This window comes from Streptomyces longwoodensis (genome assembly GCF_001514125.1).
Lineage (GTDB): Bacteria > Actinomycetota > Actinomycetes > Streptomycetales > Streptomycetaceae > Streptomyces > Streptomyces longwoodensis.
Genome location: NZ_KQ948561.1, coordinates 225171 through 247532, shown reverse-complemented (window position 1 = coordinate 247532; position 22362 = coordinate 225171). Strand labels below are relative to the sequence as shown.

The 22362-nt window shown below is 74.3% G+C and carries 16 protein-coding genes and 1 riboswitch; of the genes, 9 read left to right on the top strand and 7 right to left on the bottom strand.

Annotated elements, in window-relative coordinates:
* The first annotated feature begins 17 nt into the window (after nucleotides 1-17).
* Both AQJ30_RS30010 and AQJ30_RS30005 read left to right on the top strand, forming a co-directional pair.
* Complete coding sequence (locus AQJ30_RS30010) at nucleotides 18-1310, top strand: ATP-binding protein (RefSeq protein WP_067240261.1); 1293 nt, start codon at nucleotides 18-20, stop codon at nucleotides 1308-1310.
* The gene (locus tag AQJ30_RS30005) at nucleotides 1307-2032 is read left to right on the top strand and encodes a LuxR C-terminal-related transcriptional regulator (RefSeq protein WP_067240145.1); all 726 of its coding nucleotides are present in this window, start codon (nucleotides 1307-1309) and stop codon (nucleotides 2030-2032) included. Before AQJ30_RS30010 ends, AQJ30_RS30005 begins: the two co-directional genes overlap by 4 nt.
* A 28-nt stretch (nucleotides 2033-2060) precedes the next feature.
* Here the strand turns inward: AQJ30_RS30005 and AQJ30_RS30000 are convergent, their stop codons facing one another.
* Nucleotides 2061-3140 (bottom strand): C40 family peptidase, encoded by a 1080-nt coding sequence (locus AQJ30_RS30000; protein WP_067240143.1) that lies wholly within the window; start codon nucleotides 3138-3140, stop codon nucleotides 2061-2063.
* 468 nt (nucleotides 3141-3608) lie between these two features.
* On the opposite strand from AQJ30_RS30000, the gene AQJ30_RS29995 reads away from it, so the two are divergent.
* The gene (locus AQJ30_RS29995) at nucleotides 3609-3962 is read left to right on the top strand and encodes a hypothetical protein (protein ID WP_067240142.1); all 354 of its coding nucleotides are present in this window, start codon (nucleotides 3609-3611) and stop codon (nucleotides 3960-3962) included.
* On the opposite strand, the gene AQJ30_RS29990 is transcribed toward AQJ30_RS29995, so the two are convergent.
* Entirely contained in the window at nucleotides 3940-4938 is a 999-nt protein-coding gene (locus AQJ30_RS29990) for a tellurite resistance/C4-dicarboxylate transporter family protein (protein ID WP_067240140.1), read from the bottom strand. The two genes, AQJ30_RS29995 and AQJ30_RS29990, sit on opposite strands and share 23 nt — an antisense overlap.
* 120 nt (nucleotides 4939-5058) lie before the next feature.
* Nucleotides 5059-6261 carry a C40 family peptidase gene (locus AQJ30_RS29985; RefSeq protein ID WP_067240138.1) on the bottom strand — a complete coding sequence of 401 codons (1203 nt, stop codon included), beginning with the start codon at nucleotides 6259-6261 and terminating at the stop codon, nucleotides 5059-5061.
* 7 nt (nucleotides 6262-6268) lie between these two features.
* Nucleotides 6269-6442, bottom strand: a riboswitch (cyclic di-AMP (ydaO/yuaA leader).
* Nucleotides 6443-6672: 230 nt separating this feature from the next.
* On the opposite strand from AQJ30_RS29985, the gene pcrA reads away from it, so the two are divergent.
* Nucleotides 6673-9144 carry a DNA helicase PcrA gene (gene pcrA, locus AQJ30_RS29980; protein WP_067240133.1) on the top strand — a complete coding sequence of 824 codons (2472 nt, stop codon included), beginning with the start codon at nucleotides 6673-6675 and terminating at the stop codon, nucleotides 9142-9144.
* 110 nt (nucleotides 9145-9254) lie between these two features.
* Here pcrA and AQJ30_RS29975 read toward each other — a convergent pair whose 3' ends face one another.
* Both AQJ30_RS29975 and AQJ30_RS29970 read right to left on the bottom strand, forming a co-directional pair.
* Nucleotides 9255-10916: a M23 family metallopeptidase gene (locus tag AQJ30_RS29975; RefSeq protein WP_079084392.1), complete on the bottom strand. Its 1662-nt coding sequence runs from the start codon at nucleotides 10914-10916 to the stop codon at nucleotides 9255-9257.
* A gap of 73 nt (nucleotides 10917-10989) precedes the next feature.
* Nucleotides 10990-11868: an esterase/lipase family protein gene (locus AQJ30_RS29970; RefSeq protein ID WP_067240131.1), complete on the bottom strand. Its 879-nt coding sequence runs from the start codon at nucleotides 11866-11868 to the stop codon at nucleotides 10990-10992.
* A gap of 512 nt (nucleotides 11869-12380) precedes the next feature.
* Between AQJ30_RS29970 and icmB the strand changes: the two genes are divergently transcribed.
* Nucleotides 12381-12803 (top strand): coenzyme B12-dependent isobutyryl CoA mutase small subunit, encoded by a 423-nt coding sequence (gene icmB, locus AQJ30_RS29965; protein WP_067240128.1) that lies wholly within the window; start codon nucleotides 12381-12383, stop codon nucleotides 12801-12803.
* A 116-nt stretch (nucleotides 12804-12919) separates the two neighbouring features.
* Here the strand turns inward: icmB and AQJ30_RS29960 are convergent, their stop codons facing one another.
* Nucleotides 12920-14545, bottom strand: coding sequence for a DUF5691 domain-containing protein (locus AQJ30_RS29960; RefSeq protein WP_067240127.1), 1626 nt, complete (start codon nucleotides 14543-14545; stop codon nucleotides 12920-12922).
* Nucleotides 14546-14669: 124 nt separating this feature from the next.
* The gene (locus tag AQJ30_RS29955) at nucleotides 14670-16049 is read right to left on the bottom strand and encodes an SWIM zinc finger family protein (RefSeq protein WP_067240123.1); all 1380 of its coding nucleotides are present in this window, start codon (nucleotides 16047-16049) and stop codon (nucleotides 14670-14672) included.
* A gap of 147 nt (nucleotides 16050-16196) precedes the next feature.
* Between AQJ30_RS29955 and AQJ30_RS29950 the strand changes: the two genes are divergently transcribed.
* From AQJ30_RS29950 to AQJ30_RS29935, 4 genes are all read left to right on the top strand, one after another.
* The gene (locus tag AQJ30_RS29950; protein ID WP_067240119.1) at nucleotides 16197-17351 is read left to right on the top strand and encodes an ATP-binding protein; all 1155 of its coding nucleotides are present in this window, start codon (nucleotides 16197-16199) and stop codon (nucleotides 17349-17351) included.
* A complete protein-coding gene (locus AQJ30_RS29945) occupies nucleotides 17348-19795 on the top strand; it encodes a DUF5682 family protein (RefSeq protein ID WP_067240114.1) in 2448 nt (815 codons plus the stop codon). The genes AQJ30_RS29950 and AQJ30_RS29945 overlap by 4 nt, the downstream gene beginning before the upstream one ends.
* Nucleotides 19792-20997, top strand: a complete 1206-nt coding sequence (locus tag AQJ30_RS29940; RefSeq protein ID WP_079084391.1) for a VWA domain-containing protein — start codon at nucleotides 19792-19794, stop codon at nucleotides 20995-20997. The genes AQJ30_RS29945 and AQJ30_RS29940 overlap by 4 nt, the downstream gene beginning before the upstream one ends.
* 228 nt (nucleotides 20998-21225) lie before the next feature.
* Nucleotides 21226-22275 carry a hypothetical protein gene (locus AQJ30_RS29935; RefSeq protein ID WP_107119731.1) on the top strand — a complete coding sequence of 350 codons (1050 nt, stop codon included), beginning with the start codon at nucleotides 21226-21228 and terminating at the stop codon, nucleotides 22273-22275.
* Nucleotides 22276-22362: the final 87 nt, after the last annotated feature.

Here is a 22362-nt window from a genome sequence, read left to right as displayed (position 1 = left end):
GTGTGACCATCGTTGGCATGCCGGAAGCCGCCACTGCGCCACTCGTCGAACCGCGGCCGCCGCGCAAGCTCTACCGCAGCAGCGACGGACGCTGGCTGGGTGGTGTGGCGCGGGGGCTCGCCGGGCACCTCGGACTGCCCGTGATCTGGGTGCGGCTGGTGTTCGTCGGCCTGTTCATGGCGGACGGGCTCGGGGCGCTGCTGTACGCGGCCTTCTGGTTCTTCGTGCCGCTCGGCGTCGGCGGGGTGGAGGCGCAGCGGCCACCGTCCCTGGTGACCACCGAGACGTCCCCCGACGGCCGCCGCAGACTCGTGGCCCGCAAGCCGGACAAGGGCCAGATTGTCGCCCTGCTCCTCATGGTCGTCGTCGCCGTGGTCTTCGTCGGCAACGTCAACCTGGGCAACGGTGCCAAGGCCTACCTCCTGCCGGCCGTCCTCGTCGGCGCCGGTGTCGCGCTGGTGTGGCGGCAGGCGGACAACGCCCGCCGGGCCCGCTGGGCCGAGGTCGGGCGCCGCAGACGCACGCTCACCCTGCTACGCACGGTCGGCGGCGTCCTGCTGGTCACCGCCGGTGTCTCGGGGGTCTTCGTCCTCCAGGGCTCGGTCGCCCACCTCGGCTCGGTCCTCCAGGCGGCGCTCGCGGTCCTCGTCGGCATCACCCTGCTCGCCGGACCGTACCTGGTGCGGATGACCCAGGACCTGTCCGAGGAGCGGCTGATGCGCATCCGCGCCCAGGAGCGGGCGGAGGTGGCGGCCCACGTGCACGACTCGGTGCTGCACACCCTGACCCTGATCCAGCGCAACGCGGAGAACGCCGCGGAGGTGCGCCGCCTCGCCCGGGCCCAGGAGCGTGACCTGCGCACCTGGCTGTACAAGCCGGAGGGCACCGGCAAGGACGAGGCCGACGAGCCGGCCACCCTCGCCGACGCGGTCCGGCGCAACGCCGCCGAGGTCGAGGACAAGCACGGGGTGCCCATCGAGGTCGTGGTCGTCGGTGACTGCCCGCTCGACGAGGGGATCGCGGCACAGATGCAGGCCGCGCGCGAAGCGATGGTCAACGCTGCCAAGTACGGTGGCGAGGGCGGCGCCGTACAGGTCTACGCCGAAGTCGAGGGGAGGACGGTCTTCGTGTCCGTCCGCGACCGGGGTCCCGGCTTCGATCTCGACTCCATACCCGCCGACCGCATGGGTGTCAGAGAATCGATCATCGGCCGTATGGAGCGCAACGGCGGTACGGCGCGGCTGCGGGCGGTGCCCGACGGCGGCACGGAGGTCGAGCTGGAGATGGAGAGGGCGGAGAAGACGTCATGAGCGATCCGACCGAGACGAACGCGACGGCGGCGGGGGAGCAGGCAGCCGACGGCGCCGGCCGACGCCATGTGCGGGTGGTCCTCGTCGACGACCACCGGATGTTCCGCACGGGGGTGCAGGCGGAGATCGGCCGAACCGAGCAGACCGGCGTGGAGGTCGTGGGGGAGGCCGCGGACGTCGATCAGGCGGTCACGGTGATCACCGCGACCCGGCCCGAGGTCGTCCTGCTCGACGTGCACCTGCCGGGCGGCGGCGGGGTCGAGGTGCTGCGCCGCTGCGCCGCGCTGATGGCGGACGCCGAGCGGCCCGTCCGCTTCCTCGCCCTGTCGGTCTCCGACGCGGCGGAGGACGTGATCGGCGTGATCCGTGGCGGTGCGCGGGGCTACGTCACCAAGACGATCACCGGCTCCGACCTGATCGACTCCGTCTTCCGGGTCCAGGAGGGCGACGCGGTCTTCTCCCCCCGGCTGGCCGGGTTCGTGCTGGACGCCTTCGCCTCCACGGACGCCCCGCCGGTCGACGAGGACCTCGACCGCCTCACCCAGCGCGAGCGCGAGGTGCTGCGGCTCATCGCGCGGGGCTACGCCTACAAGGAGATCGCCAAGCAGCTCTTCATCTCGGTGAAGACGGTCGAGTCCCATGTCTCGGCGGTCCTGCGCAAGCTCCAGCTGTCCAACCGCCACGAACTCACCCGGTGGGCGACGGCCCGGCGACTGGTCTGAGCTGCCGCAGCCGCCCACCACGGCCCGCTCACGCCACCCGGGTCGCCCCCGCGAACGGCATCTCGTCGATGGGGGCGATGCGCACCGGGGCCGAGGGGTTCGGGGCGTGGATCATCCGGCCGTTGCCGACGTACAGGCCGACGTGACTGATGCCGGAGTAGAAGAACACCAGGTCGCCGGGGCGGAGCTCGGAGCGCGAGACCCGGCGGCCGGCGTCGATCTGGGCGTAGGTGGTGCGGGGCAGGGAGACGCCGGCCGAACGGTAGGCGGCCAGGACGAGGCCCGAGCAGTCGAAGGCGTTGGGGCCGGTCGCGCCCCACACGTAGGGGCTGCCGAGCTTGGAGTAGGCGTAGGCGACGGCCGCGGCGGCGCGGGAGGTGGGCGCCTGGGCGGTCGCGGAGCCGGGTGCCGCGATGCCGGTGCGCGCGCCGGGCACGGTGCGTGAGGCGCGGCCGGAAGCGCCGGGGGCCGTGGTGTCCGCCGCGAAGCGGGCGCGTTCCCGCGCGGTCAGCCGGGACAGCAGCCGGCGGGCCGCGTCCAGTTTGTCGGTGACCGTCTTCTTCTGCTGCTGGAGTTCGGCCCGTCGGGTCTTCAGGGCGGCCAGTTCGACGCGGGCGGCGCCGCGCACCTGCTCGATCTCCCGCAGCTGCTTGCGGACGCCGGCGACGGCGGCCGACTGGCGGTGGCCGGCGCGTTCGGCGAGGGCGACGCCGTCGAGGTACTGGTCGGGGTGGTCGGAGAGGGCCAGTTGCACGGCCGGGTCGAGCCCGGCGCTGCGGTACTGCGCGGCGGCCATGTAACCCAGTGCCTCGCGGGCGGAGTTGAGCCGCTGTTCCTTGCGGGCGGCCTCGTCCCGCAGCGACTCCAGCCGCTGTTCGGCCTGGTGTGCCCGCTCCTGGGCGCCGTTGTACTTCTCGGTGGCGACCTCCGCCTCCTGGTAGAGCTTGTCCACCTTGGCCTTGACCTGCGCCGGGGTCAGTGCCGGTTCGGCGTGGCCGGTGCCGTCGAAGGCGGTCGCGGTGGCCGCGCCGGCGAGGGCGAGGGTGGCCGCGGTGCGGACTGTATGGCCGCTGAGCGAGCGCTGTCGGGACTTGCGGTGCGCTGCCACGTGGGACTGCACGTCCTTTCGTACGACTGTTCCCCGCCCTCGTGAGGGGCGAGGTGCCGGGGGTGCGGGCCCGGCCGCGGGGGGACGGCGGGCGGGTCCGGCGACGCCCCGCACGGGGGAGCGGGGGCGCCGCCGGACCTTTCGGCGGTGGTGCCCGACCGTCGCCCTGGCCCGGGCGGCGGTGGAGAGCCGGTCACCTGGGGGAGGACGCTAGGCCCGTCCGTGTCGGCTCGGTAACGAGATGTACGGAAATGACACGAGCGGATCGATGGAGGACCGCATGTGACCGTGTCGGAGGTCCGGGGGCGTCGACTTCGCGGGGCGCGGTGACCGATGTGGGGAAGGGGAGGCGCAAGGGAGGGGCGCGCTGCTATGGACGCATATATGCGAGCGGGTGGATGTGCCGCGGGCGCTTGTCACGGGGCCGGTGTCGGGGGGCGTCAGGACGGCTGATTAGAGTCCGGCCCCATGGACGTACTCATCCATCTCTTCGTCGGCCTGCACATCATCGGCATCGCCGCGCTCCTCGGCGGCTTCCTGACCCAGATGAAGGCGATGGGCCGGGGCACCGCCCGCTTCGTTCCCGCCATGCTGCACGGCGCGGCGACGATGCTGGTCACCGGCGTGATCCTGGTCGGCCTCAACCAGGCGGACGACCACCACGTCAACAACGTCAAGATCGGCGTGAAGCTGGCCCTGCTGATCGTGATCCTCGGCCTCGTCTACGTGAAGCGCGACGACGAGAAGGTGGACAAGGGCCTGTTCGGCCTGGTGGGCCTGCTGACCGTGGCGAACATCTTCATCGCGGTCCTGTGGACCTAGCCGGCCCCCACCCGTGGGAGGCGAGGGCCGCGCGGGCCGTGGTGAGCGCTCCCGCCGCCACGGCCAGCCAGGCCGCGACCGCGATCCACAGCAGCACCTGCCCCGGCCCTTCGAGCCAGGGCAGGTCGAGGGCGGCGGCGACCGACAGGGTGGCCGTGGCCGTCATGCCGAGGGGGAACACCGTGGACCAGCGGCGCAGGTCGTAGCCGGGGCGCCGCCACAGCAGCTCCGCGACCAGCAGGACCACGTACCAGGCCAGGTCGAGCACCAGCAGGGCCCCCGTGACGGTGCGCAGGACGTGCGTGTCGTCGCCGTTCCACAGGTACAGGCCGGCGTCGTCCGCGCCCAGCAGCTTGGTGCCCGCCAGCGCCGAGATCGCGAGGGCCCCGCCGGCCACCCAGTGGTCACCGGCCCCCGTGGCGATCTGCCGCGGGTCGAAACGGGTGAGGGCGAAGACGTAGAGCAGCAGCCCCAGCCAGAAGAACACCAGCGCCGTGTGCGCGAGCCACGCCACCGCGTCGGCCCGTGCCAGCGTCGCCCCGAGCACGGCGAGCCCCTCGGTGGCCACGCAGCACAGGAACACCGCTCCCGGCATCCGCGGCCGCACGTGACGTACGACGCTCACCAGCAGCACGGGCCAGAGCAGCGCCGACAGCGCCAGCAGCGCCGCGGCGAGCGACTGCCGGCCCGCCATCGAGACCCTGGTCCCGAGGACCGTCGTGGCCGCCACGGCCACCAGCGCCCCCGGCGTGCCCGCGTCGGCCAGCCACCGCGCACGGTCGCGCCCCAGCCGTACGACGAAGTCCGCCGCCAGCGCGACCCAGGCGATGGCGGTCACCAGCAGGGCGAGGCGGGACAGGAGGTCGTGGCCGGTGAGGCGCAGCCCGACCGACAGGATGCCGGTCGCCATCACGGCGGCCCCGGCAGCGGGCGGACGGTGCGCCCACCAGGCGCGCAGAGGTGAGGTCCCGGACATGCGCCCGATGCTAGGAAGCTTCGGGCGCCGAGCGGGCGGGCCACGCGCGCGTGCGCCCGTAAAGGCGCCGCCGCTCCGCCGGCCGCACCACGCGCGCGTGCGCCCGTGAAGACGCCGCCGCTACGCCGGCCGCACCACGCTGTGGATGGCCGACTCGCCGTCGTAGTAGACGGACTCCTCGCGCACGTACGCGCCGGGCTTCGGGGCGTGGATCATCATGCCGTTGCCGATGTAGAGGCCGACGTGGCTGATGTCGCCGTAGAAGAAGACCAGGTCACCGGGCCGGGCCTGGGAGAGCGGGACCGTGGTGCCCGCGTCGACCTGGTCGTAGGTGGTGCGCGGGAGGCTGACGCCGGCGGCCTTCCAGGCGGCCTGGGTGAGGCCGGAGCAGTCGAAGGAGCCGGGGCCGGTGGCGCCCCAGACGTACGGCTTGCCGATCTGCGCGCGGGCGAAGGCGAGCGCCTTGTCGGCCCTGGTGGCGTAGGCGGGGTCCGTTGCGGCCGAGCCCGTGGACGACGAGGACGTCCCCGACCCCGCCCCCGAGACCGACCCCGACCCCGCGACCGCCCCGGAGCCGGACCCGGACGCGCTCTCCTGCTGGGCCGCCCGCGCCTCGGCCTGCTGCTTCGCCAGCGCGGCCGCCTGGCGCGCGGCCTCCTCCTGCTTGCGCTTCTCGATCGCGGCGAGCCGCGCCTTCTCCTGCGCCGTCAGCTGCGCCAGCAGCTCCCGCGCGGCGGTGAGCTTCTGCTGGACGGTGGCCTTGGCGGTCCTGAGGTCGCTCTGCGTGTCGGTGAGCGTCCGCAGGCTCCGTGAGGCCTCCTCGCGCTTCTTCATCGTGGCCGCCTGCTCGGTCACGTAGTCGTCGACCGCGCTCTTCTGCCGCTCGGTCATCCGCCCCATGAGCTGGGACTGGTCGAAGTAGTCCTGCGGGGTGTCCGCGAGCAGGAACGTCGCCGTGCCGGGGACGGAGGCGCCGGTGCGGTACTGGGCGGCGGCGAAGGTGCCCAGCTCCTCGCGCGCGGTGTTGAGCTCCTGGGTGCGCCGGGCGACGTCGTCGAGGAGGCCGTCGACGCGCCGGCGCTGGGTGGCGGTCTGCTCCTTGGCGGCGTTGTACTTCTCGGTCGCCGACTCCGCCTGGCGGTAGAGGTCGTCGACCTTCTTCTCGACCTCTTCCAGACTGGGCCGGCGGTCGTCGGCGGGCGCGGCGTGCGCCGTCTGGGAGAGCAGGGCCACCGAGGTGAGGGCGGCGGTGGCGAGGACGGGCGGGCGTATTCCGGCCACCCGCGGTCCCGCGGAGCGGGGCTTGCGGTGCTGCGACGCCAAGGGAGGCGACTCCTTCCACGGTCCGCCTACCGGGTTAGCTGTCGGGTTCGGGCGGTCGGTCGGAAGGGTTGCCCTACGGCCGTGTCCCCCGCGGGAGGTCGGGCCGATTCACCCCAAGGATCTCGGTGGGTCCCCGGCTCCGGCTGCCGTCGTGGCGGGCCGGACTCGGCGGAGGCCGCGCGGCCCGGCGGGGTTCGCCGGTGGGGGTCGTACGGCCTGCCGGAACGGTAGCCAACGCGTGGGGCGCCTGGGAAGGTTGACGGGTGATATGCCCGATACATTTTCGTGACCTGGGCGTGTCCGGATCCGTACCGGAGCAGTGTGTGTCGCGAGGGGCACGGAGCGTCACGAACGCCCAGTTTCCGGGAGGGCGACCGGGGTGTCAGTGGGGCCCCCTAGACTCGTAGAGCGATGAGCAGCCTCTTTGACGACAGCTTCCTGGCGAACCTCCAGGCCCCGCGGGGCCACGAGGAGGAACCTCCGCCGCCCCCCGAGGACGATCACCTCCCGGAGCCGCTTCCGGACGATCTGTTCGCCGGGAAGTTCGACGTGCCCCCGGACCGGGAGACCCACTACCGCGACGGCGCCCCGCGCCCGGTGCTCGACGCGGCGGCGCTCCTGGACGGGCTGAACGACAACCAGCGCGCCGCGGTCGTGCACGCCGGCACGCCCCTGCTCATCGTCGCCGGCGCCGGCTCCGGCAAGACCCGCGTGCTCACCCACCGCATCGCCCACCTGCTCGCCGAGCGCGACGTCCACCCCGGCCAGATCCTCGCGATCACCTTCACCAACAAGGCCGCGGGCGAGATGAAGGAGCGCGTCGAGCAGCTGGTCGGCCCGCGCGCGAACGCGATGTGGGTCATGACCTTCCACAGCGCGTGCGTGCGCATCCTGCGCCGCGAGAGCAAGAAGCTCGGCTTCACCTCGTCCTTCTCGATCTACGACGCCGCCGACTCCAAGCGCCTGATGGCCCTGGTCTGCCGTGACCTGGACCTCGACCCCAAGCGCTTCCCGCCCAAGTCCTTCAGCGCCAAGATCAGCAACCTCAAGAACGAGCTGATCGACGAGGAGGACTTCGCCGCCCAGGCCACCGACGGCTTCGAGAAGACCCTCGCCCAGGCCTACGCCCTGTACCAGTCGCGGCTGCGCGAGGCGAACGCCCTCGACTTCGACGACCTGATCATGACGACGGTCAACCTGCTGCGCGCCTTCCCGGACGTCGCCGAGCACTACCGCCGCCGCTTCCGGCACGTCCTGGTCGACGAGTACCAGGACACCAACCACGCCCAGTACGCCCTGGTGCGCGAGCTGGTCGGCAGCAGCGAGCACCCCGTGGACGTGCCGCCCGAGGCCGTGGTCCCGCCCGCCGAGCTGTGCGTCGTGGGCGACGCCGACCAGTCGATCTACGCCTTCCGCGGCGCGACCATCCGCAACATCCTCCAGTTCGAGGAGGACTACCCGGACGCGACGACGATCCTGCTGGAGCAGAACTACCGCTCCACGCAGACGATCCTGTCCGCGGCCAACGCGGTCATCGAGCGCAACGAGTCCCGCCGCCCCAAGAACTTGTGGACCAACGCGGGCGCGGGCGCGCGCATCACCGGCTACGTCGCGGACAACGAGCACGACGAGGCGCAGTTCGTCGCCGACGAGATAGACCGCCTGGTCGACGCGGGCGACGCCAAGGCCGGCGACGTCGCCGTCTTCTACCGCACCAACGCGCAGTCCCGTGTCTTCGAAGAGGTCTTCATCCGCGTCGGCCTGCCCTACAAGGTCGTCGGCGGTGTCCGCTTCTACGAGCGCAAGGAGGTCCGGGACGTCCTGGCCTACCTGCGCGTCCTCGCCAACCCCGAGGACTCGGTGCCGCTGCGCCGCATCCTCAACGTGCCCAAGCGCGGCATCGGCGACCGCGCCGAGGCCATGATCGACGCACTGGCCCAGCGGGAGAAGATCAGCTTCCCGCAGGCGCTGCGCCGCGTCGACGAGGCGTACGGCATGGCCGCGCGCTCCACCAACGCCGTCAAGCGGTTCAACACGCTGATGGAGGAGCTGCGGACGATCGTCGAGTCCGGTGCCGGACCCGCCACGGTGCTGGAGGCGGTGCTCGAACGCACCGGGTACCTCGCCGAGTTGCAGGCCTCCACCGACCCGCAGGACGAGACGCGCATCGAGAACCTCCAGGAACTCGCCGCCGTCGCCCTGGAGTTCGAGCAGGAGCGCGGCGAGGGGGAGACGGGTACGCTGGCCGACTTCCTCGAGCAGGTCGCGCTGGTCGCCGACTCCGACCAGATCCCCGACGAGGAGCAGGACGGCTCCGGCGTCATCACCCTGATGACGCTGCACACCGCCAAGGGCCTGGAGTTCCCGGTGGTGTTCCTCACCGGCATGGAGGACGGCGTGTTCCCGCACATGCGCGCCCTCGGCCAGACGAAGGAGCTGGAGGAGGAGCGCCGCCTGGCCTACGTCGGCATCACGCGCGCGCGGGAACGGCTCTACCTGACCCGCTCGACGATGCGCAGCGCCTGGGGACAGCCGTCGTACAACCCGCCGTCGCGGTTCCTGGAGGAGATCCCGGGCAGCCACGTCGACTGGAAGCGCACGGGTGCGCAGGCCGCGTCCCCCACCTCGGGCGTGGCGGCCTCGCTGTCGTCGACCCGGTCCCGTTCGTCGGCCTCGGGCGCGTCGGGCTTCGCCACCCGGCGCACGGCGGAGCAGCCGGTGGTCGCGCTGGCCGTGGGCGACCGGGTCACGCACGACCAGTTCGGGCTCGGCACGGTCGTCGGGGTCAAGGGCACCGGGGCGAACGCGGAGGCGACGATCGACTTCGGCGACACCAAGCCGAAGCGGCTGCTGCTGCGGTACGCGCCCGTGGAGAAGCTCTGAGGTGAGCCGGCTCCGGGGCGAGTGGGCTCCGGGGCCGGCTCACCTGACGTGACACGGCGGAGCCCCCGCTGACGGGCGGGGGCTTCTGCGGGCTTCCGGTGGCTTCCGGCTCAGGTCGGGTCCAGGCCGTGGCTGCGCAGCCACGGCAGGGGGTCGATCGCGGAGCCGCCGCCGGGCCGGACCTCGAAGTGCAGGTGCGGGCCGGTGGAGTTGCCGGAGTTCCCGGAGTACGCGACGGGCTCGCCGGCCTTGACCGTCGTCCCGGAGGCGACGCGGTAGCTGGAGAGGTGGCAGTACCAGGTCTCCGTACCGTCCTTGGCCGTGATGATCATCATGTTGCCGTACGCGCTGTTCCACTGCGTCCGCACGGTGCCGTCGGTCGCGGCCATCACGGTGGTGCCGTAGGAGACGGGGAAGTCGATGCCCGTGTGCAGGGACATCCAGTTGACGCCGGACTGGCCGTAGTAGGCGCTGAGTCCGCGGGCGGCGACCGGGAGGGCGTACTTGGGGCGCAGCCGCTCCTTGCGGGCCGCCTCCGCCGCCGCCTTCTTCCGCTCGGTCTCCTGCTGCGCCTTGAGGTCGATGCGCTCCTGGGTGCGGCTGGCCCGGTCGGCGAAGTTGTCGGCCTCGGCGCTCAGAGTCTCGAGCTGCGTGTCCAGCGTGTTGTTGGCGGCGGACGGCTTGACCGACTTGGTCTCCGCGGCGGAGGCGCTGGTCTCCTTGCCCTCGTCGGTGAACGTGCCGACGGACGCGGCGGCGATCCCGGCGACGCCCATCACGCAGACCGAGGGCACCGCCACGGTCAGCAGCGCGGAGCGCTTCGGCGGCGGTCTGCGCCGGGAGCGGTTCGCGCTGCGGGTGGCCGCGCGCGGGGCGGGCGCGGTCTCCTCCTGCTCGTCGAGGAGCGGGGCGGTCTCCACGGCGGGCAACTCGCCGGTGGCGGTGAGCCCGTCGTCGTCCCGGGCGTCCTCGAAACCGGAAGTCTCCTGCTGGTCGAACGATTCGGCACCCTGTTCGTGCGCGTCCCGCGCCGCGGCGTCCCCGTCGGAGTTCCACTGGGTGGCGTCGTAGGCCCCGGTGTCGAACGTGCCGGTGTCGTAGGCCTGGTCGAGGCCCTGCGCGTTCCAGTCCCACTGCTGGGTCCGGTCGGCGGGACCGCCGGCCCGGTCGGGCTGGAGCCAGGCGCTCGCGTCCCACTGGCCGCTGACGTCGGGCGCCGCGGTCTGCTGCGGAATGGCCGACAACTGCTCGTAGTCCGCGGACCAGTTGGTGGTGTCGTACGCGCCCGTGTCGTACGCCGCGTGGTGCTGGGCCGCGTACGGGTCGTAGTTCAGGGTGTGGTGCGTGCCGGTCGCCCACTGGGTGGTGTCGTACGTGCCCGTTCCGTAGGCGTGGGCGGTGCCGTGGTCGGCGGGGGAGCCGTAGTCAGCACCGGACGGGGCGAACTCCTGGGTGTAAGCACCGGGAGCGTGGATACCAGAGGTGTGGGCATCCGTGCCGTGGGCGCCCTGGGAACCCTGGACGTCGAAGCCGGAGCCGTACGTGGAGTAACCGTCGTACTGGGCCTCCTGGCTGCCGTACGACGCATAGGGCGCCGAGGCGGCCTCGGAGGCCGTGGTCGGGGTGGTCAGAGTCCCCGACGGGTGACGGTCGTTCACCAACTTCTCTTTCGCCTCGACAACAGGGGCCGGCAGAGCAGTGCGGCGACTGTACCCGGCGGTATGCGGGCGCGACAATCTTCGACCGGTTGCGCGCGCGCTGGAAACGGGCATTCGGCCGTGTTTCGGGGGACGGCGGGCACGACCTTGGCCCTATGTTCGACCTCTGTTCGAAGTTGTGAGGGGGTCAGGCGACCGTCAGACCGCCCCGGTGCGCCTTCGTGCCGTTCGTGTCCCGGGTGCCGGTCCCGTCGAGTGCCTGCCGGATCCCGGTGGCGACCGCCGGGTGCACGGGCAGGGCGAGGTGGCCGACGCCGGTCACCCGCACGTTCTCCGCGTGCAGGTCGGGGTGGTCGACGCAGGCGGACTCCAGCGGGTCCATCAGGTGGTCGAGGTCGCTCCAGAAGCTGACGAACCGGGTACGGCAGCCCGGCGCGGGCGCCTGCAGCTCCTGGATCAGCGGGGACTCGGGGCGCATCTGGCGCACGATCGGGTGGGCGTTGGCCAGCGGCGCCACGCGTGTGCCCGAGTGCGGGGTGCCCAGCGTGACCAGGGTCCGCACGCGCAGGTCACCGCCGAGGCACTGCACGTAGTAGCGGGCGATGAGCCCGCCCAGGCTGTGCCCGACGACGTCGACCTGCTGGCTGCCCGTGCGCTCGCAGATCTCCTCGATGTGGCGGCCCAGCAGCTCGGCGGCGGTGCGGATGTCGCAGGTCAGCGGCGAGTAGTTGAGCGACTCGACCCGGTGCCTGCCGTGCTGGACGAGGCTGCGGCGCAGCAGCACGAAGACGGAGCGGTTGTCGATGAAGCCGTGCAGCAGGACGACCGGGGGCGGCCCCTGGGTGGGCAGGCGCGCCGGGTCCTCGGCGTCCTCGGCGGACTGCAGTGCGGCCGCTTCGCGGCGCTCCTGCATCAGGCCGGACGGATAGAGGAGCAGGTGCCCGGCCAGGATCGCGAACTCCAGCGCGGTCGCCTTCAGGAGGGCCACGGAGAGTCCCGCCAGCCGGCACGGCAGCAGCCGCTGGCACAGCGGGACGAACGGCTCGAACGCGTCGGTGACCTTCATGGCCGACCTCCTGTCGGCACGCCGGGGACCACCTGCGACCCCCGTGTGCCCTCGTGGGAGACGGTGGGCGGGGCAGGCGACGGGGCACGGCGGCGACGCGGCGGGAGGGAGCGGCGAACGGCGCGGGCGCCGGTGACCTGACGGGGCCCCGTGCCGGTGTGGCGACGAGGCGTCCCGCTGTCGTGCCGTACCTGTCCTGCGTGTCCGTCGTGCCGGCGTCGGTGCGCCGTGTCCTCGCGCCGCACGGCGTGCGGCGGTGCGGTGCGGCGACCCCGTTGCGGCTCCCGGTGCGCGTGGTCCCCCGCCGGAAGGGGGATCGACGCGCGGTGGATGTGTCCCACCGTGTGATTTCCCCCTCGGTCCCCACCGCGAAACGGCCGGTTGCGGGATGCTGGCGATAACGTTCGTTCACTTCCCCGCACGCTGTGGTGCGGGCGTCCGGAGTACTGCCGGGTGTGCAGGGTCGCACCGGGGTGGGTACGGATGGACGGAGTCGCTTCATGGAGGCAGTGATGGGTGTGGCAGCCGGTCCGATCCGCGTGGTGGTGGCCAAGCCGGGGCTCGACGGCCACGATCGCGGGGCCAAGGTCATCGCGCGTGCGCTGCGCGACGCCGGTATGGAGGTCATCTACACCGGGCTCCACCAGACCCCCGAGCAGATCGTGGACACCGCGATCCAGGAGGACGCCGACGCGATCGGCCTGTCCATCCTGTCGGGCGCCCACAACACGCTCTTCGCCGCCGTGATCGCCCTCCTCGAGGAGCGGGACGCGGCGGACATCCTCGTGTTCGGGGGCGGGATCATCCCGGAGGCGGACATCCCGCCGCTGAAGGAGAAGGGCGTCGCCGAGATCTTCACGCCCGGGGCCACGACGCAGTCGATCGTCGACTGGGTGCGGGCGAACGTCCGGCAGCCGGCGGGCTCCGGCAGCTGACACCCGGCCTCCCCGCGTGGACGGACCGGGACGGGCGCCCACCAGGGGCCGCGGCCACCGCGGCTCCGGGCGCCCCGTCGTGCTGTGGTCGGGCGTGTCGTGAACGGGACCGAGCGTCATGGCGCCTCCAGCTCCTCCCTCATCACCCCTCGCAACCTGAGCGTGGTCACCAGCCTCTGGAACGCCTCCGCCCAGTAGCCCCCGGCACCCGGCGACGCGTCCTCCGGCTCGTCCGGGACGGCCATGAGGGCGTCGAGGCGACCGGCCTCCGACGGGTCGAGACAGCGTTCGGCGAGACCCATGACGCCACTGAAACTCCACGGGTAGCTGCCCGCATCCCGGGCGATGTTCAGCGCGTCGACCACGGCCCGCCCCAGCGGCGCGGCCCACGGCACCGCGCACACGCCGAGCAGCTGGAACGCCTCCGACAGGCCGTGCGTGGCGATGAACCCGGCCACCCACTCGGCCCGCTCCCCGGCCGGCAGGGTGCCCAGCAGCTTGGCCCGCTCGGCGAGCGAGACGGCCCCGGGACCCCCCGCCTCGGGCGCCGAGGGAGACCCCAGCAGCGCCCGTGACCAGGCCGGATCCCGCTGGCGCACGGCGGCCCGGCACCAGGCCGCGTGCAGCTCGCCCCGCCAGTCGTCGGTGACCGGCAGCGCCACGATCTGCTCCGGCGTACGGCCGCCCAGACGCGTGGGCCAGGTGGCCAGCGGGGCGGCCTCCACCAGCTGGCCGAACCACCACGACCGCTCGCCCCGCCCCGTCGGCGGCCGGGGCACCACGCCGTCCCGCTCCATGCCCGCGTCGCACTCGTGCGGGGCCTCGACGACCAGCGTCGGCACGGACCGGGTGCGGTCCAGGGCGACACACGCGGCGGCCCGTACCGCCATTCGGGCGGCGAGGGCGGACTCCGGGAGCGCCGACAGGAGCTCGGCCGCGGTCGCCCGGACGTTGCGGGAGCGGTCGGCGAGGGCCTGCTCCAGGAAGGGCTCGTCGCGCGGCCCGAGGCCCGTGCGCAGGGAGTCCAGGAACATCAGGCGGTCCTCGGCCCGCTCCGTCGCCCAGGTCGCCGTCAGCAGCTCGCGCGCGGTGTCGGGCTCGCGGGAGCGCACGGCCGCCAGCAGGGCGACCCGCTCGGCGAACAGCCCCTCCTCCCACAGCCGCCGCACCCGGTCGGTCTCCTCGGGACGCGGCAGGACAGCCCCGCCGCCGGGCAGCGCGCGCAGCGCGAACCTCCAGTCCGGGTTGAGCCGGGCCAGCCACAGGGCGCGCGGCCCGGCGAACTCCAGCGCGGCCGGACGCAGGTCCGTGCGCCCGCGGGCCGCGTCGAGCAGCGCGGGCAGGACCTGCGGGGGAGCGGCGTACCCGCGCGCGTTGGCCGTGGCGAGCCACTGGGGCAGCAGTTCCATCAGGTCGGGGGCCGCGCCGCGGCGGCCGCCGGACGCCGCACCCGGCCGGTCGGCGAGCAGCATCGCCAGCCGGCGGGCCGCGGCGGCGGGCAGCGGCGGACGCGGGTCCCCGGGCGCCGGCTCGGGGCGGGGGGCGGCCGGACCCGGCCGCAGCCCGGCCCGGCGCCGTACGGTCTCGGCGGCCGCCCTGTCCAGCAGGTCCAGGGGCGCCGACGGCCCCGGCGCCACGCCCGGCGGTGTGCGCCGGTCGGTGCCCAGGAGGGCGGCCGTGACCAGCTCCTCCCAGGTGTCCGTGCCGCCGCTGGGCGGCAGCGCGGCCGCAGTGCCGTTCATGACGTTCCTTTCCGGCGCAGTCCCCGGGCGGGAGAACCGCCGCACGGATCCGGGTGTCCGATGTGGCCGGAGATATGCCTGTATACAGCGGTGGCGGTAGGGAAGGACGGGTGGCGGTGCGGGCTCAGCACAGCGGGACCGCCTCTCCCGCGCCGGTCGGCCAGGCGGTCAGCGGCGTGAACCCGCGGTGGCCGCACTCGCCGAACACCTTCACCGGAGCCCCGCCCGACAGCGCGACCAGGCGCCACAGGCCCGGACGGGACGCTGCGGAGGACGTGAGCGGCAGGGCGGCGCCGCCGTCGGCGTCCGCGAGCTGCCAGGAGTCGCCGTCCGGCGTCGGTACGACGTCGCCCAGGGTCACCGGGACCGACTCCAGCCACGGGTCGTCGCGCAGGGCGTCGCCGTAGCGGGCGGCGGCCTCGACGGTCGTCACGCCGGGTGGGCGCACCGGGGTCGGCTCCGGCGGGGCGTGCCGCTCGACCAGCGCGGCCCGCTGCCGGCCCGCGTCCGGGTAGGCGGACAGCTCCGCGTCCAGCGCGAGACCGACCGGCAGGGCCAGCTCCGGAGCGCGCCCCACGGGCCCGTAGGACAGGAGCAGGGCCGTGCGGCCGGACCCCGTGCCGTACAGCCAGACGCGGCGGGTGGTCAGCTTCGCGTCCGCCGTGTCGTACTGGGCGAGGACCAGCCAGTTGTCGCGCACCGGCGGACCGCCCGCCGTGCCCGTCAGGCCGACCCGGCTGCGCACCGTCGCCGCGAGGCCGTCGGGCAGCTCGGCGCGGCGCAGCCAGCCGCGGTCCAGCAGGTGGAGCAGCGCGCACTCCTCCAGCAGCCGCGCCGGCCAGCCGGGTCCCGACCCCGGTATCGCGCCCAGCTCACGGACCCGCGCCGCCAGCCCAGGCGCCTGGGCGTCGACCATGCGGGCGGCCGTCTCGTCCCACAGCCCGTACCCCGACTGCTCGGCCGAGGCCAGGCCGGACCGCAGCAGGTCCGCCAGCCGCTGCTCCAGCTCGGTCGCGCCGGCGCCGATCCGCTCGGCCCGGCGCTCCGCGCGACGCCGCGCCGCCTCGGGATCCGCCGCGCCCCCCGCCGCGTCGGCCGCCGATCCCTCCGTCTTCTCCCCCTTCTCCCCCTTCTCCGTATTCCTCCCCAGGCGTGCGCGCCGCTCCGTGAGCCACTGCCCGGCCCACTCCGGCGGTTCGGCCCGCGGCACCGGCTCCCCGCCCGACCAGAGCAGCAGCAGCCCGAGGGCGTGCTTGCACGGGAACTTGCGGCTGGGGCAACTGCACCGGTACGCCGGGCCGGAGGGGTCCGCGAGGTCGACGACCGTCCGGTAGGGCGTCGCGCCGCTGCCCTTGCACAGACCCCATACCGCCTCCTCCCGCGCACTCCCCGTCCCGGACCACGAACCGGCCGAGCCGAGTTTGCTCCCCGCTGTGCGTGACGCGTCGTCAGCCGCCAGTGCCAGCACCTGGTCCGCGGTCCAGCGCACCCCCTGCTGAGTCATGCCGACGACGGTAGATCCCCCCACTGACAATCGGTGCCCCGATCGTCCCCGGAACGGCATTTCCGCAGGTCGGGACGGACTGTCAGTGGGATGGTGCAAGGTGGTCACCAGATCCGAACCGGCCGAGCTGGAGGGGGACTCCCAGCCATGTCCGTCACCGCCGACAACACGTCCGCCGCACCGGGCGGGACCCACTCCGCGCCCGCCGACGCGGCAGGTACGGGAGAGCCCCTGCGGCCGCACGCCGAGGACGCCTTCGCCGACGAACTCACCGCGCTCGCGGCCCACGACGACCGCCCGCGCCCGCCCCGCTGGAAGTTGTCCCCGTGGGCGGTCGCCACCTACCTCCTCGGCGGCACCCTGCCGGACGGCACGGTGATCACACCCAAGTACGTGGGCCCCCGCCGCATCGTCGAGGTCGCCGTCACCACGCTCGCCACCGACCGCGCCCTGCTGCTGCTCGGCGTCCCCGGCACGGCCAAGACCTGGGTGTCCGAGCACCTGGCCGCCGCGGTCAGCGGCGACTCCACCCTCCTCGTGCAGGGGACCGCCGGCACCCCGGAGGAGGCCATCCGCTACGGCTGGAACTACGCCCAGCTGCTCGCCAACGGGCCCAGCCGCACCGCCCTGGTGCCCAGCCCCGTCATGCGGGCCATGGCGGAGGGGATGACGGCCCGGGTCGAGGAGCTGACCCGCATCCCCGCCGACGTGCAGGACACGCTCATCACCATCCTGTCGGAGAAGACGCTGCCGATACCGGAGCTCGGCCAGGAGGTGCAGGCGGTCCGCGGCTTCAACCTCATCGCCACCGCCAACGACCGCGACCGCGGCGTCAACGAGCTGTCGAGCGCGCTGCGCCGCCGGTTCAACACGGTCGTGCTGCCGCTCCCGGCGAGCGTCGAGGCCGAGGTCGACATCGTCGCCCGCCGCGTCGACCAGATCGGACGCTCCCTGGACCTGCCCGCCGCGCCCGACGGGATCGACGAGATCCGCCGGGTGGTGACCGTCTTCCGGGAGCTGCGCGACGGCATCACCGCCGACGGGCGCACCAAGGTCAAGTCGCCCAGCGGCACGCTCTCCACGGCCGAGGCGATCTCCGTGGTGACGGGCGGGCTCGCCCTGGCGGCCCACTTCGGCGACGGCGTGCTGCGGCCCGGCGACGTCGCGGCCGGCATCCTCGGCGCGGTCGTCCGCGACCCGGCCGCCGACCGCGTCGTCTGGCAGGAGTACCTGGAAGCGGTGGTCCGCGAGCGCGAGGGCTGGACCGACTTCTACCGCGCCTGCCGGGACGTGAGCGGGTGAGCGGGGGACCGCCCCGGAGCGGTGGCGGCGCGGCCGACGAGGGTCCCCTGCTGCTGGGCGTACGGCACCACGGGCCGGGGTCGGCAAGGGCCATGCGGGCGGCACTGGAGGCGGCACGCCCGCGGGTCGTGCTGATCGAAGGGCCGCCCGAGGCCGACGCGTTGGTCCCGCTCGCCGCCGACGAGGGGATGCGCCCGCCGGTCGCCCTGCTCGCCCATGCCGTCGACGAGCCCGGCCGCTCGGCGTTCTGGCCGCTGGCCGAGTTCTCCCCCGAGTGGGCCGCGATCCACTGGGCCCTGGACCACGGCGTCCCGGCCCGCTTCATCGACCTGCCCGCCGCCCACACGCTGGCCTGGGAGAAGGAGAAGGAGGAGACCTCGGGCGACAGCGACGACACCGGCGACAGCGACGACACCGGCGGCAGCGACGGCACCGGCGAAGGGGACGCCGAAGGGGACCAGGACGGCGGGGCGCCGCACGCGGGCGTGCGGATCGATCCGCTGCGGGCGCTGGCCGGGGCCGCCGGGTACGACGACCCCGAGCGGTGGTGGGAGGACGTCGTCGAGCACCGGGGGGTGGGGGACGGCGACCCGTTCGCGCCGTTCGCCGCGCTGGAGGAGGCGATGGGGGCGCTCCGCGAGACCTACGGCGACGGGGGCCACGAGCGGGACGCCGTGCGCGAGGCGTACATGCGGCTCCAGGTGCGGGCGGCGGGGCGGGAGGTCGGGGACGACGGGGTGGCCGTGGTGTGCGGGGCGTGGCACGTGCCGGCGCTGCGGCGGCGGGCGTCCGTCGCCGCCGACCGGGCCCTGCTCAAGGGGCTGCCGAAGGTCAAGGCGGACCTGACCTGGGTGCCGTGGACGCACCGTCGGCTGGCCCGGGCGAGCGGCTACGGGGCGGGGATCGACTCGCCCGGCTGGTACGCGCACCTGTTCGGCGCGCCGGACCGGCCCGTCGAGCGGTGGATGACCAAGGTGGCCGGACTGCTGCGCGAGGAAGACCGCCTCGTCTCCTCGGCCCACGTCATCGAGGCGGTCCGGCTGGCGGAGGCGCTCGCCGTGCTGCGCGGCCGCCCGCTGCCCGGGCTGGGCGAGACGACCGACGCGGTGCGGGCGGTGATGTGCGACGGCTCGGACGTGCCGCTGGCGCTGGTGCGGGACCGGCTGGTCGTCGGGGACGTGCTCGGGGAGGTGCCGGCGAGCGCGCCCGCGGTGCCGTTGCAGCGGGACCTCGACCGCCAGCAGCGGCGGCTGCGGTTCAAGCCGGAGGCACGCGAGCGGGAGGTGGAGCTGGACCTGCGCAAGGAGACCGACGCCGAGCGCAGCAGGCTGCTGCACCGGCTGGGGCTGCTCGGCGTGGCGTGGGGCGAGCGGACCGTGTCGCGGGGGAGCACGGGGACGTTCCGGGAGACCTGGCGGCTGCGGTGGGAGCCGGAGCTGTCGGTGCGGGTCGCCGAGGCGGGCGTGTGGGGCACGACGGTGCTCGCGGCGGCCACCGCCAGGGCCGAGGCGGACGCGCTCGCCGCGCCGGACCTCGCGGAGGTCACCGGGCTCGCAGAGCGCTGTCTCCTGGCCGGCCTGTCGGACGCGCTCCCGGCGGTGATGCGGGTCCTCGCCGACCGGGCGGCCCTCGACACCGACGTCGGGCACCTCGCCCAGGCCCTGCCGGCGCTCGTCCGGTCGCTGCGCTACGGCGACGTGCGCGGCACGGACACCGCGGCGCTGGCGGAGGTCGCGGCGGGCCTGGCGGAGCGGGTGTTCGTCGGACTGCCCCCGGCGTGCGCGGGGCTCGACGCCGACGCCGCCGAGGAGATGCGGCGGCACGTGGACGCGGTGCACGGGGCGGTGGGGCTGCTGGACGACAGCCCCGCGCCGCACCCCACGGACCTGCGGGGCCGTTGGCGGGGGGTGCTGCGGGTGCTGTCCGGGCGGGACAGCGTGCCCGGGGGGATCCGCGGGCGGGCCGTACGCCTGCTGCTGGACGGGGGTGACGTGGACGCCGGGGAGGCGGCCCGGCTCATGGGGCTCGCCCTGTCGGTGGGGACACCGCCGGCGGACGCGGCCGCGTGGATCGAGGGGTTCGTCGGGGGCGGCGCCGGGGGCGGGATGCTGCTGGTCCACGACGAACGGCTGCTGGCGCTGGTCGACGGCTGGCTGACGGGAGTGCCGGTGGAGGCGTTCACGGACGTCCTGCCGTTGCTGCGGCGGACGTTCTCCGCGTACGAGCCCGGCGTGCGCCGGACGCTGGGTGAGCTGGTGCGCCGCGGACCGGGGGAGCGGGCGGGCGTCACCGGCACCGGGGCGGGGATCGCCGGGTTCGCGGCCGAGCCGGACACCGCGCGGGCGGCCGCCGTGCTCCCCGTGGTGCGGCTGCTGCTCGGCACGGACCCGGAGGGGAAGGAAGCGGAGCGGCAGCGGGACGGCCTGGCGGGGGTGGGGAGATGACGGGTGAGGCGGGCGACGGGAGCGACTACGGCGCCGAGGTGACCGAGGTGAGGGACGGCGAGGCCTCCGAGCGGCTGCGCCGGTGGCGGCTGGTGCTCGGGGGAGACACGGCCGACGGCACCGGGTACGGGCTGTCCGGGCAGGACGCGGCGATGGACCAGACGCTCTCCGCGCTGTACGGCAGGGACGACAAGGGGCCGGCGGGGCGGGACCGCGCGGCGGGCCTCGGGGCGTCCGCGCCGTCGGTGGCGCGCTGGCTGGGTGACGTGCGGACGTACTTCCCCGCCTCCGTCGTCCAGGTCATGCAGCGCGACGCCATCGACCGGCTCGGGCTGTCGACGCTGCTGCTGGAGCCGGAGATGCTGGAGGCGGTGGAGGCCGACGTGCACCTCGTCGGCACGCTGCTCTCGCTCAACAAGGCGATGCCGGAGACCACCAGGGAGACGGCACGGACCGTGGTGCGCAAGGTGGTCGACGACCTGGAGAAGCGGCTCGCGAGCCGCACGCGCGCCACCCTCACCGGCGCCCTCGACCGCAGTGCGCGCGTCAGCAGACCGCGCCACCACGACATCGACTGGAACCGTACGATCGCCGCCAACCTCAAGCACTACCTGCCCGAACACGGCACGGTGGTGCCCGAGCGGCTCGTCGGGTACGGGCGGGCGGCGCGGTCGGTGCGCAAGGACGTGGTGCTGTGCATCGACCAGTCGGGGTCGATGGCGGCGTCGGTGGTGTACGCGTCGGTGTTCGGGGCGGTGCTCGCCTCGATGCGGTCGCTCACCACGCGGCTGGTCGCGTTCGACACCTCCGTCGTCGACCTCACGGACCAGCTCGACGACCCCGTGGACGTCCTGTTCGGCACCCAGCTCGGCGGCGGCACGGACATCAACCGGGCGCTCGCCTACTGCCAGGCCCGCATCACCCGGCCCGCGGACACGGTGGTGGTGCTGATCAGCGACCTGTACGAGGGCGGCATACGCCAGGAGATGCTGAAACGGGTGGCGGCGATGAAGGCGTCGGGGGTGCAGTTCGTGGCGCTGCTCGCGCTGTCGGACGAGGGCGCGCCGGCCTACGACCGGGAGCACGCGGCGGCCCTGGCGGCGCTCGGGGCACCGGCGTTCGCCTGTACGCCCGACCTGTTCCCGGAGGTGATGGCGGCGGCGATCGAGAAGCGGCCGCTGCCGATACCCGACGGGGCCTGAGACGGGCCCGGCTGCTGACGACTTGTCGACCTGTTTCCGCCAGCAAAACGGGACATGCCTACCCATCGGTAACGGAGGGCTTGCGCGAGCGTGGGACGGGCGTGCGAGGATCGGTGCCTCTCGACGCCCCTCAGGACACCGGCCCGCGCCTCTCAGGACACCGGCCGTCCCCTGTGAACCCGACCGTCAGGACACCGACCCGTACGCCGCAACGGAGGCCCGTCCGTCTTGCTCCGGCCCACGGCTCCGCCCCGAGCCGCCGCTCCGCGCGTCGCGCGCACGGCGGTGGGGAGGCATGCGGTCCGGCTGGTGCTGCTGGTGGGCGGACTGTTCACGCTGGGCCTCCTCTTCGGCGGGCAGGCGCAGGCCGCGGAGGGCACGCAGGACACCGGGTCGCGGGCGGTCGCCGGACCCGTCCCGAGCGGGGCTGACCCCGCCGGGGAGACCGCCTCGTCCGCGCACCCGGCTGCCGCGACGACCGCCGCGCCGACGCACCCGGCTGCCGCTGCGGCCACCCCTCCCGCAGGGCAGGTCCTGCGGATCGTGGGGGAGGGCGTCGTACGGCCCGTCGGGCACGTGGTGCAGTCGGTGACCGAGGGGCTGGGGCAGGTGCAGGTGCAGGTGCAGGCGCAGGTGCCGCCGGTGTCGTCGTTGCCCTCGCTTCCGGCCCTGCCCTCGCTTCCCTCGTTGCCCGCGCTCCCCTCGCTCCCCTCGCTCCCCTGGCTCCCGTCCCTGCCGACGGAGCCGACCGTGCCGGGGCTGCCCCAGGTGCCCGGCCCGCCCGACGGGTCCGACGGGTCCGAGGGGTCCGAGCCGCCGGTGACCACCCTGCCCGCGCCGGTCGACGAGCTGCCGCAGCAGGGCGTCACCCCGGTGACGTCGGCGCCGCAGGAGCACGCGCCGGAACAGGGGCGGGCCACTGCGACCGCACCCGCGACCACGCCCGTCGGTCCTCGCCCTGCCCGGGGGACCTCCTACGGCCCCTGGGACGCACCGCGTCAGAACACCGACGACAGGTCGGCGCACGGTGTCGCCCACCACGGCGGCGTGCGGCCGAGCCCCCGGGCCCCCGCGCAGCACGCCCCGGGCGGCGGCCCCTCCGACGGCGTACTGGGCAACGCGCCCGCGATGGACAGCGGCGCGCCGCGGCACGGTGACGCGCACGCCGTGACCCCGCACCACCCCGTGTTGCCGCGGCTCGTGGCCGGCGGTGCCGTGGGCGCGGAGGCGACCGGGACCCGGGACCGGTACCGGGACATTCCCGTTTTCCCCGCTTAGGGAAGACCTCCCGCCCGTCCGCATCCCTCGGGTGCCCGGACGGGCCGCTGCCCGGAATGTCCCCCAGCCTTCCGATGTCTCGGAACC